The following is a 17869-nucleotide window of genomic DNA, read 5'->3' as shown; positions in this document are numbered from 1 at the left end:
GAAGAATCACCGTTTGCTTTTGATGATGGTGCCCAGGCCTTGCAGGTAGGCCACCAATGCGTCCATTTCGGTCTTGCCCTTCACGGCTGCGGCTGCACCGGCGATGTCTTCGTCGGTGTAGGGCACGCCCAGGGTGCGCAAGACTTCCATCTTCTTCGCGGTGTCCTTGCCGTCGAGTTTGTTTTCCACTAGGAACGGATACGCCGGCATTTTCGACTCAGGCACCACGTTGCGCGGGTTGTACAAGTGCGCACGCTGCCAGTCATCGGAGTAACGTCCGCCGACACGGGCCAGGTCCGGGCCGGTCCGCTTGGAACCCCACAGGAACGGGTGGTCCCACACGCTTTCGCCGGCGACCGAATAGTGGCCGTAGCGTTCGGTTTCGGCGCGGAACGGACGGATCATCTGCGAGTGGCAGCCGACACAACCGTTGGCGATGTAGACGTCGCGGCCTTCCAGTTCAAGCGCGGTGCGCGGCTTCATGCCCTCGACCGGCTTGTTGGTCACGTCCTGGAAGAACAGCGGAACGATCTGGGTCAGGCCGCCGATACTCACGGCGATGACCATGAAGAAGGCCAGCAGGCCGATATTCTTCTCGACTACTTCATGCTTCATCAGTGGGCTCCCACAACGGCGATCTTGGCGGCGGCTTCGGCTTCGGCAGGGTCCGAGGCACGCACGGTGCGCCAGACGTTGTAGGCCATGAACAGCATGCCGGCCGCAAAGAACGCACCGCCCAGGGCGCGGACGATATAGCCCGGGTGGCTGGCTTGCAGCGCTTCGACAAAGGAGTAGGTGAGGGTGCCGTCATCGTTGATCGCACGCCACATCAGGCCCTGGGTGATGCCGTTGACCCACATCGAGGCGATGTAGAGCACGGTGCCGATGGTGGCCAGCCAGAAGTGGGTGTTGATCAGTGCGACGCTGTGCATCTGCACGCGGCCGAACAGTCGGGGGATCATGTGGTAGATCGCACCGATGGAAATCATCGCCACCCAGCCGAGAGCGCCGGCGTGTACGTGGCCGATGGTCCAGTCGGTGTAGTGGGACAGCGAGTTGACGGTCTTGATCGCCATCATCGGCCCTTCGAAGGTCGACATGCCGTAGAACGCCAGCGATACCACCAAAAAGCGCAGGATCGGGTCGGTGCGCAATTTATGCCAGGCGCCCGACAGGGTCATCATGCCGTTGATCATGCCGCCCCAGCTCGGGGCCAGCAGGATGATCGACATCGCCATGCCCAGCGACTGCGCCCAATCCGGCAGCGCGGTGTAGTGCAAATGGTGCGGACCGGCCCAGATGTACAGGGTGATCAGCGCCCAGAAGTGCACGATGGACAAACGGTACGAGTAAATAGGACGTTCGGCCTGTTTCGGCACGAAGTAGTACATCATCCCCAGGAAACCGGTGGTCAGGAAGAAACCCACGGCGTTGTGGCCATACCACCACTGGATCATCGCATCCGTGGCCCCGGCGTACGCCGAGTAGGACTTGAACAGGTTCACCGGCAACGATGCATGGTTGACGATGTGCAGCATCGCCGTCACCAGGATGAACGCGCCGTAGAACCAGTTGCCCACGTAGATGTGCTTGGTCTTGCGCTTGACGATGGTGCCGAAGAACACCACGGCATAGGTCACCCACACGATGGCGAGCAAAATGGCGATCGGCCATTCCAGCTCGGCGTATTCCTTGGTGGTGGTGTACCCCAGCGGCAGGGTGACGATGGCGCTCACGATCACCGCTTGCCATCCCCAGAAGGTGAAGGCCGCGAGGCTGTCGGAGATCAGTCGCGTCTGGCAGGTTCGCTGCACGACATAGTAGGAGGTGGCAAACAATGCACATCCGCCGAAGGCGAAGATCACCAGGTTGGTGTGCAGCGGGCGCAGGCGGCCAAAGGTCGTCCATGGCAAACCGAAATTCAATTCCGGCCAAACCAGTTGCGAGGCGATGAACACCCCGAGCCCCATGCCAAGGATCCCCCAGACCACCGTCATGATGGCGAACTGGCGGACTACCTTATAGTTATAAGCAGTCGGACTGATTGCTGTGCTCATTCTAAGGTTCCACGGTTTAGGTTTTTTTATAGGTAAAATCGGCCGCAAGTATGTAGAAAGCGAGGGGCCATTGCAACGCAATGGCTGACCTGTATCAATGCGTTCCACGCCAGATTCTGCGCCCTTTCCATGTTTTGCGTAGGGACAAAATCAGAAATCGAAAGCTGATCGAGTGGACAGGAAAATTTTGGGGTCGCAACGAATGTCGTTGCGTACGCCAGGATCGGTCCGCTGTGGGAACAAGCGTAGACCCGAAAGTGAGGGGGGGAAAGGTGTGCTTTGGAAGGGTGCGACACTTGGTCGCGCAGCTAGGTTGAGCTGCCGCCCCAGATTGGGGCAGCAGCTCAGAGGTTACTCAGGCTGGCTGTCTGGCGTTGCACCATCAGCGGTGTGGGACAAGCTGTAAACATAGGCCGCCAACAAGTGCACCTTGTCATTGCCCTGCAGCACTTCCTGCGCGGGCATCTGGCCCTGGCGGCCATGGCGGATAGTCTGCTGCAACTGCGCAAGGCTGGTGCCGTAGATATAGCCGGCCGGTTTGGTCAGGTCGGGCGCGCCCATGGCCTCCATGCCGTGGCCTTCCGGACCGTGGCAGGCGACACAGGTAGTGCTGAACGCCGCCTGGCCTGCTGCCAGGTCTGCGGTGCTGTTGGCCGGCAAGGGCAGCTTGGCCACGTCGTGACGAACATAGGCCGCGACGTTTTTCACGCCTTCATCGCCAAGCATGTCACCCCACGCCGGCATCGCCGCGTGGCGGCCGTTCAGGATGGTGGTCTTGATCGCTTCGGCCGAGCCGCCCCAGCGCCAGATGTTGTCCGCCAGGTTCGGGAAGCCAAACGCGCCCTTGGCATCCGAGCCGTGGCACACCGCGCAGTTGGAGGCAAACAGGCGACCGCCCATTTTCAGCGCCTGCGGGTCTTTGGCGACTTCTTCCACGGGCATGGCCGAGAATTTGGCGAAGATCGGCCCGAACTTGGCGTCGGCCTTGGCCATTTCCTTGTCCCATTCCTTGGTCTGGGTCCAGCCGTCTTCATAGCCCGGCAACACGCCTTTCCAGTTGCCTAGGCCCGGGTAGAGGATCAAATAGCCGACCGCAAACACCAGGGTGCCGGCGAACAGCATGAACCACCATTGGGGCAGCGGGTTGTCGTATTCCTCGATACCGTCGAAGGCGTGGCCCATGGTCTGGTCGACGCTGCCCTTGGTCTCGCCCTTGCGGGTGCCAATCAACAGCCAGGTCAGGCCGATCAGGCTGCCGAGTGTCAGTACGCAGATCCATGTACTCCAGAATAGGGTCATGGCCGAGTGCTCCTTATTGCAGGCTCTTCTTGAGCGTCGGATGGAGAAGGTTCATCGGCAAAGGGCAGCAGGCGGGCCTGCTCGAATTCCGCATTGCGCCGGTTGTTGAACACCCACAGCGACAGGCCGATAAAGGCGATGGCGACCACCAGCGTGCCAAGGCCGCGGATGGTGCCCGCATCGAATTCAAATCCCATGGCTCACCTCTTGCTCTTGATGGCAGTGCCGAGCACTTGCAGGTACGAGACCAGCGCGTCCATCTCGGTCTTGCCCTTGAGGCTGGCGACGGCGCCACTGATGTCGTCGTCGGTGTATGGCACGCCGAGGGTGCGCATCACTTTCAACTTGGTCTCGGTGTGGCTGCTGTCGACGGCGGCGGTGACCAGCCACGGGTAGGCCGGCATTTTCGACTCGGGCACCACGTTGCGCGGGTTGTACAAGTGCGCGCGGTGCCAGTCGTCCGAGTAGCGCGCGCCAACGCGGGCCAGGTCCGGGCCGGTACGCTTGGAGCCCCACAGGAACGGGTGGTCCCATACGCTTTCGCCGGCGACCGAGTAGTGGCCGTAGCGTTCGGTCTCGGCGCGGAACGGGCGGATCATCTGCGAGTGGCACTGTACGCAGCCTTCGCGGATGTAGATGTCACGGCCTTCCAGTTGCAGCGCGGTGTAGGGCTTCATGCCTTCCACCGGCTTGTTGGTCACGTCCTGGAAGAACAGCGGGACGATCTGGGTCAGGCCGCCGATGCTCACGGCGAGCACCATGAGCAACATCAGCAGGCCGACGTTCTTTTCAATCGTTTCGTGTTTCATCATCGACTCCTCAGGCCATCTGCGCGGCAGCGGTGACTTCGGCAGGTTGCGCCGAACGCACGGTGCGCCAAGTGTTGTAAGCCATCAGGAACATGCCGCTGAGGAAGATGGCGCCGCCCACCAGCCGCACGATGAAGCCTGGATGGCTGGCCACCAGGGTTTCGACGAAGGAGTAGGTCAAGGTGCCGTCTTCGTTGACCGCACGCCACATCAGGCCCTGGGCGATGCCGTTGACCCACATCGAGGCGATGTAGAGCACGGTGCCGATGGTGGCCAGCCAGAAATGCGCGTTGATCAGGCCGAGGCTGTACATCTGCTCGCGGCCGAAGACTTTCGGGATCATGTGGTACAGCGCGCCGATGGAGATCATCGCTACCCAACCGAGGGCGCCGGCATGTACGTGGCCGATGGTCCAGTCGGTGTAGTGGGAGAGGGCGTTGACGGTCTTGATCGCCATCATCGGGCCTTCGAACGTCGACATGCCGTAGAACGCCAGCGACACCACCAGGAAGCGCAGGATCGGGTCGCTGCGCAACTTATGCCAGGCGCCCGACAAGGTCATCATGCCGTTGATCATGCCGCCCCAGCTCGGAGCCAGCAGGACCAGCGACATCACCATGCCCAGGGACTGTGCCCAGTCCGGCAGCGCGGTGTAGTGCAAGTGGTGCGGGCCGGCCCAGATGTACAGGGTGATCAGTGCCCAAAAGTGCACGATGGACAAGCGATACGAATACACCGGACGCTCGGCCTGCTTGGGCACGAAGTAGTACATCATCCCCAGGAAGCCGGCGGTGAGGAAAAAGCCTACCGCGTTGTGGCCATACCACCACTGCACCATGGCATCCGTCGCACCGCCGTAGAGGGAGTAGGACTTGGTCAGGCTGACCGGAATTTCCAGGTTGTTGACGATATGCAGGATGGCCACGGTGATGATGAACGCACCGAAGAACCAGTTACCGACGTAGATGTGCTTGGTGTTGCGCTTCATCACCGTGCCGAAGAACACGATGGCGTAGGCCACCCAGACGATGGTGATGAGGATGTCGATCGGCCATTCCAGCTCGGCGTATTCCTTGGAACTGGTGTAGCCCAGCGGCAAGGAGATCGCGGCCAACAGGATGACCAACTGCCAGCCCCAGAAGCAGAACGCGGCGATCTTCGGCGCGAACAGCTGTGTCTGGCAGGTGCGTTGCACCGAGTAGAAGGAGCTGGCGAACAGCGCACAGCCGCCGAAGGCGAAGATTACCGCGTTGGTGTGCAACGGGCGCAGGCGGCCGAAGCTGGTCCACGGCAAGTCGAAGTTGAGTGCAGGCCAGACCAATTGGGCGGCGAGAAAAACCCCGAGCCCCATGCCGACGATGCCCCACACCACCGTCATAATGGCGAATTGGCGGACCACCTTGTAGTTATAGGCGGTACTTAATGTAGTGTTCATGGTTCCCCATCCACGGTTCAACCCAAGCAAATGCGGCACTTGGGCTGGAGTTATAGGCAGACTAAAAAGCGAGGCAAGCATGGGCAAAGAGCACAAGGCCAGTATTGACGGGGATCAATGGGCGCAGTGTGTACAGGAACGCGGCTGGTTGTGGGATGTCGCGTCGAACGTTGCCGGACCTGAACCTGCGACGCTGATCCTGGCCCACGGCGCCGGTGCACCGATGGACTCATCCTTCATGAACGACATGGCTGCACGCCTTGCCGGGCATGGCGTCAACGTGTTGCGCTTCGAGTTTCCCTACATGGCCCAGCGCCGTGTGGACGGCGGCAAACGCCCGCCGAACCCGGCGCCGAAACTGCTGGACGCCTGGCGCGAGGTGGTGGCCGAGGTGCGACGTCATGTCGCTGGGAGACTGGCCATTGGCGGCAAGTCCATGGGCGGGCGCATGGCCAGTTTGCTGGCGGATGAGTTGGGTGCCGATGGGCTGGTGTGCCTGGGGTATCCGTTTTATGCGGTGGGCAAACCGGAGAAACCACGGGTCGAGCATTTGGCGGGATTGAAGACGCCGACCTTGATTGTGCAAGGCGAGCGGGATGCGCTGGGCAATCGGGCGGCGGTGGAGGGGTATGACTTGTCGCCGAGCATCGAGGTGATGTGGCTGGTGGCAGGGGATCATGACTTGAAGCCGTTGAAGGCTTCGGGGTTCAGTCATGAGCAGCATTTGGAGGCTGCGGCGGTGAACGTCGCCAGGTTTATTGGCGCCTGTTAGGGCTCTATCGCCGGCAAGCCGGCTCCTACAGGGGATTGCGTAACCTGTAGGAGCCGGCTTGCGGGCGATAGCGATTTACCGGTTAAAGCGCTCAACCAGCGAATACTGGGTATTCGCGGTGTGCGTCAGCTCTTCACTCAACTGAGCCGAGTTCAACGCCTGCTCTGACGTCTGGTCCGCCAACAGCGCAATGGTGCTGATGTTGCGGCTGATCTCTTCGGCCACCGAGCTTTGCTCTTCAGTTGCCGCCGCGATCTGCGTGGTCATGTCGGTAATATGCGCCACCGCCTCACTGATGCCCACCAACGCCTGATCCGCCTCCATCACCCGCGCCACGCCTTCTTCGGCCTGGCGATGCCCGGCGTCCATGGTTTGCACGGCGGCGCTGGCGGTTTGCTGCAGCTTGGCAATCAGGGCGTGAATCTGCCCAGTGGATTCGGCGGTACGTTGCGCCAGTTGACGGACTTCGTCCGCGACCACCGCAAAACCACGACCCATTTCACCGGCACGCGCCGCTTCAATGGCCGCGTTCAGTGCCAGCAGGTTGGTCTGGTCGGCAATGCCCTTGATCACGTCGACTACGCCGCCGATCTCATCACTGTCCTTGGCCAGTTGGGTCACGGTCACGCCGGTCTCACCCACTGCAACAGACAGACGCTGAATCGCCTCGCGGGTTTCCCCGGCGATATCGCGGCCGCGACCGGTCAGGCGGTTAGCCTCTTGGGTCGCATCAGCGGTGCGCTGCACGTGGCTGGCGACTTCCTGGGTGGTGGCCGCCATCTGGTTGACGGCGGTCGCCACTTGCTCGGTCTCGACGCGCTGGCGTTCCAGACCGCTGGAGCTGTTATGCGCCAGGGTGTTGGACTGCGCGGCTTGGTCGTTGAGGTGTTCGGCGGTGTCCTGCAAACGCGTAAGGCAGGTCTTCAGACGTGCCTCCTGGCTGAGGATCGACATTTCCAGGCGCGCCTGGGCGCCACGGCTGTCGGTGTACATCTGCGCGATCAGCGGGTCAGAGGTGGTCTGCTCGGCCAGGCGCAGCAAGCGCTTGAGGCCGCGCTGTTGCCAGCTCAGGCCCAGCAGGCCCAACGGCACCGACAGCCCCGCCGCCAAGGCAAAGCCCCATTGGGAGGTGAGGGTGGCGCCGATCATGAAGCTCAACTGACTCACCAGGATAAACGGCAGCCAGTCCTGCAACACGGGCAGCCACTTGTCCCGCTGCGGGATCGCCGACTTGCCTTGGTTGATGCGGTGGTAGAGCGCTTCGGCACGGCGGATCTGCTCGGCGGTAGGCTTGATGCGCACCGATTCGTAGCCGACCACCTGGTTGCCTTCGAAAACCGGCGTCACGTAGGCGTTAACCCAATAGTGATCCCCGGTCTTGCAGCGATTCTTGACAATGCCCATCCATGGCAAGCCTTGTTTGAGCGTGGACCACATGTGTGCGAACACCGCCGCCGGCACGTCCGGGTGACGGACCAGGTTGTGCGGGGCACGCACCAGTTCGTCACGGGAGAACCCACTGATCTCGACGAAGGCGTCGTTGCAGTAGGTGATAACGCCTTTGGCATCTGTGGTGGAGATCAACCGTTGCTGAGCGGGGAAGGTACGTTCGCGCTGGGTAACGGGTTGGTTATTACGCATGGTTGTTCAATCCGCAAGGCTTTCAGGGGTTATCGGCAGCAGTAGGCCATTGTTGAGGGCGATTTTTCGAGAGGCGACACGCCAAGGGCTGGCGCGCAAAAGCGACAGTATCTGCCAAGGCTCTAGGTCAAGGGAGTGGAAGATTTTAGGCGAGATTTCACTGAGCTTAAGAAATCTCATACAGAAAAGTGACAAGTTTTGCCTGAAGCACCCTTTTCCTTGAGATGAATAATGGCCGTGCCGACAGGAATATTCCGCCTTTTCCTAGACATAAATGACCGTTTGATAAAGAATGCACGGGACATTTTGTAAGAAAAATACCGTATTTTTCCCCCCAAAACGCCTCCGGTGTTTTGACTTTTTATAGCTGGAAGACTCTACGTCACTTTTCTTTCGAGCATGCTGCATCGAGGGTGCGAGGGCTGCAGCACAACTGTAGTGGCAATGCGTAAAGGAGTACAAAGTGACACTTGTTCCAGTCATTATCTGTGGCGGTTCGGGCAGCCGCCTCTGGCCGGTTTCACGTTCTGCGCATCCCAAGCCGTTTATCGAATTGCCAGATGGTGGCAATTTGATTCGGAAAACATATAGCCGTGCCTTGGCGTTGGACGCGGTGAGTGAAGTATTGACGATTACTAACCGTGATCTCTACTTCAAGACGCTTGATGAATATGGTGCTCAGGCGCCTCAATTCACGAACTTGAGTTTTGTCCTGGAACCGTTCGGGCGTAATACAGCAGCAGCAGTAGCATTGGCTGCCCTGGAAGTTGCACGCACGCATGGGCAAGATGCCATCATGCTGGTGCTGCCAGCCGACCACTTGATCGATAATCAGGCAGCCTTCGCCACCGCTGTTTCAAGTGCGTGCGAGCTGGCCAAAGATGGCTGGCTGGTCACGTTTGGTGTGAAGCCTGAGTATCCGGAAACCGGTTATGGCTATATCCAGAAAGATAGCGACAGCCCCTTGGGTAGCGGTTTCAAGGTCAAGCGTTTCGTAGAGAAACCGGACCTCGAAACTGCCCAGGGTTATCTGGCGTCGGGTGAGTACTTCTGGAACTCCGGTATGTTCTGCTTCCGCGCCGGAACGTTAATTGAACAAATGGCAGTGTGTGCACCGGACGTGTCCGGTGCCGTGGAGCTGTGCCTGGCGGGTTCTGGCACGATGACCGGCAGCAGTCATCGCAGCCTGCATCTGGAGCCCGAAAGCTTTGCCAACGTGCCTGATATCTCCATCGACTTCGCGCTAATGGAGCGTTCAAGCAAAGTGGCGACGGTGCCTTGTGACATTGGTTGGAGTGATATTGGCTCGTGGAATGCCATGAGCGAGTTGTCTGCGGCGGATGAGCAGGGCAACCGTGTCGAGGGTGAAGCCATTTTTCACGACGCGAGCAACAACTACGTACGCAGTCAGCGCCGCTTGGCCGCCCTGGTAGGTGTTGAGGACCTCATCATTGTCGATACGCCGGATGCCCTGTTGGTTGCGCACAAAGATCATGCGCAGGACATCAAGGCGATCACGGCGCAATTGAAGAAAAATGGTCACCAATCACACTTGGACCACACCACAGTAAGTCGACCCTGGGGCGCTTACACCACGCTGGAAGAAGGGCTGCGGTTCAAGATCAAACGTATTGTCGTCAAGCCACAAGGGTCGTTGTCGCTGCAAATGCATCACCACCGTAGTGAACACTGGATTGTGGTGAGTGGTATGGCGCGTGTGGTTAACAATGATCGTGAGTTCTTGTTGAACACCAATGAATCGACCTTTATTCCTGCCGGGCACACCCATCGCTTGGAGAACCCAGGTGTTATCGATCTGGTATTGATCGAAGTGCAGAGTGGCGACTACCTGGGGGAGAACGACATCGTCAGGTTTCAAGACATTTATGGCAGGGCCGGAGGATGAACAGCGCGCCTGCTTGGGGAAGCGCTAAGGGTTGATCGTCGGTGCATGACGGGCGAGTCCGCAGTTTAGTGGTGCAATAAGTCAGGCATAGGCCTGGCTTTTTTCAGGAGTCAGCGATGTTGGGGTTGTTTAGAAGCCTTTGGGAGTACCGGGGTTTCGTCTGGTCATCCATTCGGAATGAGTTTGTTGCCCGTTTTGCCCGTAGCCGATTGGGTGGGCTGTGGATGATCATTAACCCGCTGGCGCAGGTGGCGATCTATGCGCTGGTGTTGTCCAACGTGTTGGCGGCGAAACTGCCCGGGATCGACAATAAGTATGCGTATGCACTTTATTTGATGGCCGGGATGCTGGCGTGGAGTTTGTTTTCCGAAATTATCAATCGTTGCCTGACCTTGTTTATCGATCAAGGCAACTTGATGAAGAAGATGCGTTTTCCGCGTATCACGTTGCCGGTGATTGTTGTCGGATCCTGTTTGCTCAACTACGTGTTGCTGTTTCTCGCTTTGCTGTTGGTTTTTGCATTGCTTGATCAGTTTCCAGGCCCTCAGATGTTCTGGATTATTCCATTGACGGCTACGGTCACAGCGTTGGCCGTTGGGATTGGCTTGATTCTGGGCGTTTTGAATGTGTTTGTGCGTGATATCGGCCAAGTCGTTCCTATTTTGATGCAGGTGTGGTTCTGGTTTACGCCCATTGTTTATCCCGTCACTATTATTCCTGAGCAATTCAAGAACGTAATGGACTTGAACCCGATGTTTCCGATAGTCAGTGCGTTTCACGACATTTTGGTATACGCCAAAACACCGGATCTGCAGGACGTTATGCTCACGGCACTGATCTCCCTGGGTTTAATGTTGCTCGGCTTGTTCATGTTTCGGCGCGCCGCTCCGGAAATGGTGGACGTATTATGAGCCTGCTGTCTGTTAAGAATCTGGGTAAGGCTTATCGTGTTTATGCGTCGGAGTTTCAGCGGATAGGCCGCTGGTTCGGTTTGCCCACGCGTCCCTCTGAAGAGCATTGGGTACTCAAGCACATCAACTTTTCCATCGAGCCTGGAGAAGCGATAGGGATCGTCGGCCAAAATGGTGCAGGTAAGTCGACCCTTCTTAAAATGATTACCGGCACGTTGCAGCCTACTGAGGGCACGGTAACGGTGAATGGACGAATTGCGGCCATTCTTGAGTTGGGCATGGGGTTCAGCCCTGAATTGACCGGCCGGCAAAATGTTTACCACGCCGCGGGGCTTATGGGTTTCAGCGCTGATCAGATCCACGAGGTAATCGATGACATCGAGGCATTTGCCGAAATTGGCGAATACTTCAATGAGCCGGTGCGTACTTATTCAAGTGGTATGCAGATGCGTGTCGCGTTTGCAGTGGCGACCGCGATTCGGCCCGAAATCCTCATCGTCGACGAAGCGTTGTCGGTGGGTGACAGTTACTTCCAGCATAAAAGCTTTGATCGGATTCGCGAATTTCAGCAACAGGGTACGACCTTGCTGATTGTTTCCCATGATCGTGGCTCGATCCAGGCCCTGTGTGATCGTGCGATTCTTCTCGAAAGCGGGACCGTCATCAAAGATGGCAAGCCTGAAGAAGTGATGGATTTCTACAACGCAATTATCGCCGAGAAAGAAAACGCTACCGTAAGCGTGCGGCAATTAGAGGATGGGAGTATCCAGACTCGCTCCGGGAGTGGTGAAGCCACTATCGAGTCGGTTTCCTTGCACGATGCAGCGGGACAGATGGTGGAGTATGTGCCGGTGGGCGAGCCGGTTACATTGCGTATCAAAACGCAGATCAACGCGGATATTCCTGAGTTGGTGGTCGGCTACCTCATTAAGGACCGCCTGGGCCAGCCCGTCTTTGGCACCAATACACATCACCTTGACTGTAAGCTGACTGATCTGTCAGCAGGTGAAAGCCCGGAGTACCGTTTTGACTTTTCTGCCAACCTTGGCGTGGGGTCTTACTCGGTAGCAGTGGCGCTGCATACCGCTGATACACACCTTGCCCGAAGCTACGAGTGGCTTGACCTGGCGATGGTGTTCAATATCGTGAATATCTCCAAAGATGAGTTTGTCGGGTTGGCCTGGATGCCGCCAAGTGTGGAGTGTGTGAGATGACCGTCCCTTTTTATCGCGCATTTGAGGATCGTCACAGGGGCTCTCGTGAGTTGATTGCTCAGCGGCTTCAGGTTTACATGGCCTTTCTTGAGCCTTTGAAGAACCTATATCAGGATCTCGATGCACTGGACCTGGGCTGTGGTCGCGGAGAGTGGCTTGAATTGCTGGTCCAAAATGGCTTCGCGCCTTCAGGCGTAGACCTGGACAGTGGAATGCTAGAGGCATGCCAGTCTCGAGGTTTGCCTGCCGAGCAGGGGGATGCGCTGTCGGCGTTGCGAAGCCTGCCTGACGCCTGCAAGGTCGTTGTCTCCGGGTTTCATATCGCGGAACACATCCCGTTTGCCGATTTGAAGGTGCTGGTCGCTGAGGCATTGCGTGTTTTGCGCCCGGGAGGGCTGCTGGTTCTGGAAACGCCCAATGCGGAAAACCTGATGGTGGGCACCCAGAACTTCTACCTGGACCCGACACACGAGCGCCCGATTCCACACTTGCTGCTCAGCTTTTTGACCGAGTACACAGGTTTTGCTCGGTCCAAATTGCTCCGCCTGCAAGAGTCTGCGTCGCTGGTAGAGGGCTCCGCGGTTGATCTGATGAGCGTTCTCGGAGGCGTAAGCCCCGATTATGCGATCGTCGCTCAAAAAGCCGCCGAACCTGAGCAGTTGGAGCATTTTAACCCTGCGTTCGAGCGTGATTACGGGTTAGCGCTGGATACCCTTGCCAAGCGTTACGACGACCAGGCGGAAAAGCGCAGCCACAAGCTGGAGGTCCATACGGATCTGCTGCATCGTAATCTGACGCAGATCAGCACCCACGTTGAACATACTGAGCGGCATAGCAAGCATCTGGAAGCCTCGGTGCGTGAATTGCTGGGGCGCAATGCGAATGCCGAAGCTCGGCTTGATGGATTGGAAGCGGGCTCGAATCAGTTGCGCCACCAATTGCAGGACTTGAGCATTCGTAGTCGGTTGGCCGATGACCGCTATGAGCAAAGCGAGCGCATGGGGCGCGAGTTGAGCAGCCGTGCCAGCGAGGCGGAGGCGCGTTTGAGTGCCGCGCAAGCCATCAACGAGCTGCTTCAGACGCAACTGCTTTCAGAAAAGAATCAAGTGCTGCAATTGCAGACTCAGTCTGACTCTCTCAAAAGCGCCTTGGGGGAGCATGCTGACCGTAACAGGTCGTTGGAAGCAGAGCTGGCTGAACTCGAAGCGGCGTTTCAGGCGATAGCGCTGGAACAACTCGCCCCGCAACAGGAGGACCTGGCCCGTCGGATGCAACAGCTTGCCGATGCTCAGGATCGAGAGGAGTTGCTTGAAGCCCAGATTGATACGTTCAAACATGAAGCAACCAAGGCTGAGACTCACATAAGGCTGCTGGAAACCTCCTATTTCCAGGCCAGTGAACAAATCGAGCAGTTGCAACAAAGTCTGGCGCATGCCGAGGAAGAGGTCAGAAAGGCGCATGGCCAGACTGAGGTTGAATCCCTGAATGCCCGGATCAATGAGCTCAAGGCAGAGGCTGAACAGCTCAACAATCGTTTGAACGAATCCCTTGGAAATGCCCATCACTGGTGGGAGCGCGCCACGCATCTTGGGGACCGTTTGAATGAGTCCCTTGGCAACGCCCATCACTGGTGGGAGCGTGCGACAGCTCACGAAACGCGACTTGAGCAGGTGTTAAGCAGCAGTTCCTGGCGGATCACATCGCCACTGAGGGCACTGGTTCGGGCATTCAAATGGTTGATGCGTCTACCGTTTCGTATCGCGCGCAGACTATTGAGGCCTGTCCTGGCCACTTCCATCAATATGGTGCTCAAGCGCCCCGGCTTACGCCAGCGTCTGGCCAGGGGAGTTCGCAGTGTGTCTCCAGCCTTGTTCAATCATCTTGAACGGTTCGCGCGGCATCGTGGCATTTTGTCCACGGGCACTGCGCATTCGCATGTGACAGGAGCTGCGCCGATCACCTCGACGCCCGTGGCTCACCTCAGCGTCGGTGCGCCGCGTCATGACGAGAGTCCGGAGGAGTCGGTCTCAAGTATGACGCCGGGCGCGCGTCGCATTTATACAGAAATGAAGAAAGCTTCAATGAACAAGGAAATTCATTAATGCGTATTGTCATCGACCTGCAGGGGGCGCAGGCCGAAAATCGCCATCGTGGCATCGGTCGATATGCACTTTCCGTAGCGCAGGCGATTGTCAGAAATCGTTCAGACCATGAAGTGCTTCTGATCCTGAACGGCAGTTTCCCTGAAACGATCGAGCCTGTCCGTGCGGCCTTTGAAGGCCTGTTGCCGCAGGCTAACATCCACGTATGGCAGGCTGTCGGGCCGTTGAGCCATATTGATTCAACCAACAGTTGGCGTCGTAAATCCGCGGAGCTGGTGCGCGAGGCTTTCATCGCTCAACTTGACCCGTCGATCGTGCTGGTGACCAGTGTGTTCGAGGGGTTGGTCGATGACGCGGTGACGAGTGTCGGGACGTTGAGTCGAGCGATACCTACCGCAGCCATTCTTTACGATTTGATTCCTTTGATTCGGCGCAGCCCCTATCTCGATAACCCGGCCGTGGCCGCCTGGTACGAAAACAAGCTGGATCATCTTCGTCGCTGCGATTTGCTGTTGGCAATATCGGGGTCATCGCGAAATGAAGGTATTGATCATCTAGGGTTTGCCAAAAGTAGCATCACTAACATATCCACGGCCGTGGACGACGTCTTTAGGGTGACGCCACTGACGGACGATGAACGGGGTGACGTACAAAGTCGCCACGGTATCGTGCGTGATTTCATTATGTACACGGGTGGCATTGACTATCGGAAAAATATCGAGGGTTTGATCCGGGCCTATGCAAAGTTGCCTGTGGCGTTGCGACGAGCCCACCAGTTGGCTGTTGTCTGTTCCATCCAGCCTGCTGATCGTGAGCGCCTGCTCGCGTTGGCCAAGGCGCAGGGACTGGGCAAGGATGAACTGGTTCTGACCGGCTTCGTCTCAGAACACGACCTTGTTGCTCTTTATAACGGTTGCAAGGTGTTTGTTTTTCCATCTTTTCACGAGGGTTTTGGTCTTCCCGCGCTGGAGGCGATGGCCTGTGGACGCGCAGTGATTGCTGCCAATACTTCCAGCTTGCCTGAGGTCGTCGGGTTTCCTGAAGCCCTGTTTGACCCGTTCGACGATCGTTCGATAACGCAAAAACTGGAACAGGTCCTGACGGATGACACCTTTCGCACCCAGCTTGAGCGCCATAGCCTTGAGCAGGCAAAAACGTTTTCCTGGGATGCCAGTGCACTGGCCGCAATAGCGGCGCTGGAGGCCTACTACGCCCAGCACGTGGATGAGCGATCCGCCAAGGCGGTCAGGCGCCCGCGCCTTGCATTTGTCTCTCCACTCCCTTCAGAGCGTAGCGGCATCAGTGACTACAGTGCGGAGCTTTTGCCCGAGCTGGCACGCCATTATGCAATTGAAGTCGTTGTCGCTCAGGACACCATCACCACTCCGTGGATTACCGCGAATTGCCCTGTGCGTTCCGTCGAATGGTTCAGGCAGCATGGAAGAGCGTTTGACCGGGTTATCTATCATTTTGGTAACTCGTCATTCCACGAGCACATGTTCTCGCTCCTGGAGCATATTCCCGGTGTGGTTGTGCTTCACGACTTCTTTGTCTCCGGTATCGTTGCGCATAAAGAGTGCCATGGCGCGGTTCCGAATTTCTGGTCCCAGGCGCTGTACTCCGGGCATGGCTACCACGCACTTCGTCAGCGTTTTCATGCCGAGGACACGGCCGACGTGGTGTGGGCGTACCCGTGCAACTATGACGTGCTGCGCAACGCCGAAGGCATCATCGTTCATTCGAATGACGCTTGCAGGTTGTCCCGCAAGTGGTATGGCCTCGAAGTGGGCGGCGAGTGGTCATGTATCCCGCTGCTGCGTACACCCTATTTTCCTACCCCGCAGAGTCGAAAGGTTGCACGTTCGACGCTAGGGCTTTCTGATAATGCCTTTGTTGTCTGCAGCTTCGGGCTGCTCGGCCCAAGCAAGCTGAATCACCGATTACTCAATGCCTGGGTCAACTCGGCCCTGGCCCGTGATGAAAACTGTGTGCTCGTTTTTGTGGGCGACTTGGCTGCGGGCGATTACGCGCGGGAACTGCAAGCAATCATCAAGAAAAGTGGTTCTCGCGCACGCATCAAAATTACTGGCTGGGCTGACGCCGGAGTTTTCGAACAGTACCTGGCGGCAGCCGATATCGGTGTGCAACTGCGTACCCTGTCTCGCGGTGAGACCTCTGCTGCGGTTCTAGATTGCATGAACTACGGCCTGGCAACCATCGTCAACTCTCACGGCAGCATGGCTGACCTCCCTGAGGAGTGCATCTGGCGGATGGACGATGAGTTCACCGACAGCCAGTTGGTCGGGGCCCTTGAGACGCTGTGGGGTGATGATCAGGCGCGCCGGGAGTTGGGTGACCGCGCGCAGTTGTCGATTCGCCAGCAGCATTCACCGCGGGCCTGTGCCGAGCAGTATTTCGAGGCCATCGAGCATTTTCACAACCGCGCATCGACGTCCATACCGGCGTTGGTCGAGGCGATCGCCCAGTTGGATGCGCCCGGCAATGGTGCTGAACTGATCGAGTTGGCGAGCGCCATCGATAGCTCGATGCCGGCTCGGTTCTCTCATCGACAATTGCTGGTCGATGTTTCGGAGCTGGTTCAGCGCGATGCCCGCAGCGGTATCCAGCGTGTAGTGCGTAGCATCCTGCGAGAGTGGTTGCTGAATCCGCCGGACGGGTACCGAGTTGAGCCGGTCTATGCGACGACTACCTCGCGCGGGTATCGTTACGCCCGGCAGTTCACCCTTGGTTTTCTGGAGTGCCCGTCAACGGTGTTGGCCGATGAACCCATCACCTACCGAGCCGGTGACGTGTTTGTGGGGCTGGATTTTCAACCGGAAGTTGTTCCCGCGCAGGCGGCTTGTTATGAAGCTATGCGCCGCAGCGGGGTGGGCGTGCACTTTGTTGTCTACGACCTGTTGCTGCTTGAATTGGCGCAGTACTTCCCTGAAGGTGCCGGTGCGTTGTTGGAGCGGTGGCTTGCAGTGGTAGCCCGTTCCGATGGCGCTGTGTGCATCTCCGGGGCGGTACGCGATCGATTGGCTGAGTGGCTGGAGCACAGCGGCGGCAAGCGTGAACGGCCCTTCAAGCTGGATTGGTTTCACTTGGGCGCTGATATCCAACAGTCTGTTCCCTCGACAGGTTTGCCTGCGCAGAGTCAGGGTGTCCTTGAGCGCCTGCGGGCGATGCCGGGATTCTTGATGGTGGGTACGGTTGAGCCGCGTAAAGGGCATTCGTTGATTTTGAGTGCTTTTGAGTTGCTATGGGCCAAGGGCAACGACGTCGTGCTGGTCATCGTCGGCAAGCAAGGCTGGATGGTTGAAGCACTTGTGGACAGAATACGAGCGCATCCAGAGCTTGGTAAGCGCCTGCTTTGGCTGGAGGGTATCAGTGATGAATACCTGGAAGCGGTTTACCGTTCGGTGAAGTGCTTGATCGCCGCTTCTGAAGGAGAGGGGTTCGGGCTGCCGTTGATTGAAGCGGCCCAGCATGATTTACCGATTATTGCTCGTGACCTTGCTGTTTTTCGTGAAGTCGCCCAAGGGCATGCGTTTTACTTCAGTGGAAAACAGCCAGAGACGGTGGCGCAGTCTCTGAGTGAATGGTTGAAATTGTTTGAAGAAGGCGCGCACCCGGTTTCCAAGGATATGCCTTGGCTGACCTGGGAGCAAAGCGCTCAACAATTAAAGTACTCACTGTTTAAGTGATTTGTTTTTTACCAAG

Annotated in this window: 12 protein-coding genes and 1 pseudogene; 6 read left to right on the top strand and 7 right to left on the bottom strand. The window is 57.8% G+C overall.

What is annotated here, in order from left to right; translation table 11 throughout:
* Positions 1–6: 6 nt before the first annotated feature.
* The 6 genes from ccoO (RB216_RS21385) to ccoN (RB216_RS21360) form a co-directional block, all read right to left on the bottom strand.
* Positions 7–615: a cytochrome-c oxidase, cbb3-type subunit II gene (ccoO, locus tag RB216_RS21385; RefSeq protein ID WP_003193167.1), complete on the bottom strand. Its 609-nt coding sequence runs from the start codon at positions 613–615 to the stop codon at positions 7–9.
* Entirely contained in the window at positions 615–2057 is a 1443-nt protein-coding gene (gene ccoN / locus RB216_RS21380; protein WP_028617468.1) for a cytochrome-c oxidase, cbb3-type subunit I, read from the bottom strand. The genes ccoO (RB216_RS21385) and ccoN (RB216_RS21380) overlap by 1 nt, the downstream gene beginning before the upstream one ends.
* A gap of 351 nt (positions 2058–2408) precedes the next feature.
* Positions 2409–3356, bottom strand: a complete 948-nt coding sequence (gene ccoP, locus RB216_RS21375) for a cytochrome-c oxidase, cbb3-type subunit III (RefSeq protein WP_028617467.1) — start codon at positions 3354–3356, stop codon at positions 2409–2411.
* Positions 3353–3553 carry a cbb3-type cytochrome oxidase subunit 3 gene (locus tag RB216_RS21370; protein WP_010208563.1) on the bottom strand — a complete coding sequence of 67 codons (201 nt, stop codon included), beginning with the start codon at positions 3551–3553 and terminating at the stop codon, positions 3353–3355. Before RB216_RS21370 ends, ccoP begins: the two co-directional genes overlap by 4 nt.
* Before the next feature lie 3 nt (positions 3554–3556).
* Positions 3557–4165: a cytochrome-c oxidase, cbb3-type subunit II gene (gene ccoO / locus RB216_RS21365; protein ID WP_017735321.1), complete on the bottom strand. Its 609-nt coding sequence runs from the start codon at positions 4163–4165 to the stop codon at positions 3557–3559.
* Positions 4166–4175: 10 nt separating this feature from the next.
* Positions 4176–5600, bottom strand: a complete 1425-nt coding sequence (ccoN, locus tag RB216_RS21360; protein ID WP_028617466.1) for a cytochrome-c oxidase, cbb3-type subunit I — start codon at positions 5598–5600, stop codon at positions 4176–4178.
* Positions 5601–5679: 79 nt separating this feature from the next.
* Between ccoN (RB216_RS21360) and RB216_RS21355 the strand changes: the two genes are divergently transcribed.
* A complete protein-coding gene (locus RB216_RS21355; protein ID WP_028617465.1) occupies positions 5680–6372 on the top strand; it encodes an alpha/beta family hydrolase in 693 nt (230 codons plus the stop codon).
* A gap of 75 nt (positions 6373–6447) precedes the next feature.
* Here RB216_RS21355 and RB216_RS21350 read toward each other — a convergent pair whose 3' ends face one another.
* Positions 6448–8013 (bottom strand): methyl-accepting chemotaxis protein, encoded by a 1566-nt coding sequence (locus tag RB216_RS21350; RefSeq protein ID WP_028617464.1) that lies wholly within the window; start codon positions 8011–8013, stop codon positions 6448–6450.
* 463 nt (positions 8014–8476) lie between these two features.
* On the opposite strand from RB216_RS21350, the gene RB216_RS21345 reads away from it, so the two are divergent.
* The 5 genes and pseudogenes from RB216_RS21345 to RB216_RS21325 all read left to right on the top strand — a co-directional run bounded on the left by RB216_RS21345 (position 8477) and on the right by RB216_RS21325 (position 17853).
* Positions 8477–9919, top strand: a complete 1443-nt coding sequence (locus RB216_RS21345; protein WP_308907848.1) for a mannose-1-phosphate guanylyltransferase/mannose-6-phosphate isomerase — start codon at positions 8477–8479, stop codon at positions 9917–9919.
* Between the two features lie 116 nt (positions 9920–10035).
* Positions 10036–10830, top strand: a complete 795-nt coding sequence (locus tag RB216_RS21340; protein WP_122687283.1) for an ABC transporter permease — start codon at positions 10036–10038, stop codon at positions 10828–10830.
* Positions 10827–12044 carry an ABC transporter ATP-binding protein gene (locus RB216_RS21335; RefSeq protein ID WP_028617461.1) on the top strand — a complete coding sequence of 406 codons (1218 nt, stop codon included), beginning with the start codon at positions 10827–10829 and terminating at the stop codon, positions 12042–12044. The genes RB216_RS21340 and RB216_RS21335 overlap by 4 nt, the downstream gene beginning before the upstream one ends.
* A pseudogene (locus RB216_RS29995) lies at positions 12041–12794 on the top strand (class I SAM-dependent methyltransferase); the annotation flags it as partial. The gene RB216_RS21335 and the pseudogene RB216_RS29995, both read left to right, overlap by 4 nt.
* A gap of 1351 nt (positions 12795–14145) precedes the next feature.
* A complete protein-coding gene (locus RB216_RS21325; RefSeq protein WP_028617459.1) occupies positions 14146–17853 on the top strand; it encodes a glycosyltransferase in 3708 nt (1235 codons plus the stop codon).
* The last annotated feature ends 16 nt before the right edge of the window (positions 17854–17869 follow it).

The organism is Pseudomonas canadensis, assembly GCF_030980095.1.
Lineage (GTDB): Bacteria > Pseudomonadota > Gammaproteobacteria > Pseudomonadales > Pseudomonadaceae > Aquipseudomonas > Aquipseudomonas canadensis.
The sequence above is the reverse complement of the archived record's forward strand: the minus strand, read 5'-3'. Positions and strand labels throughout refer to the sequence as shown.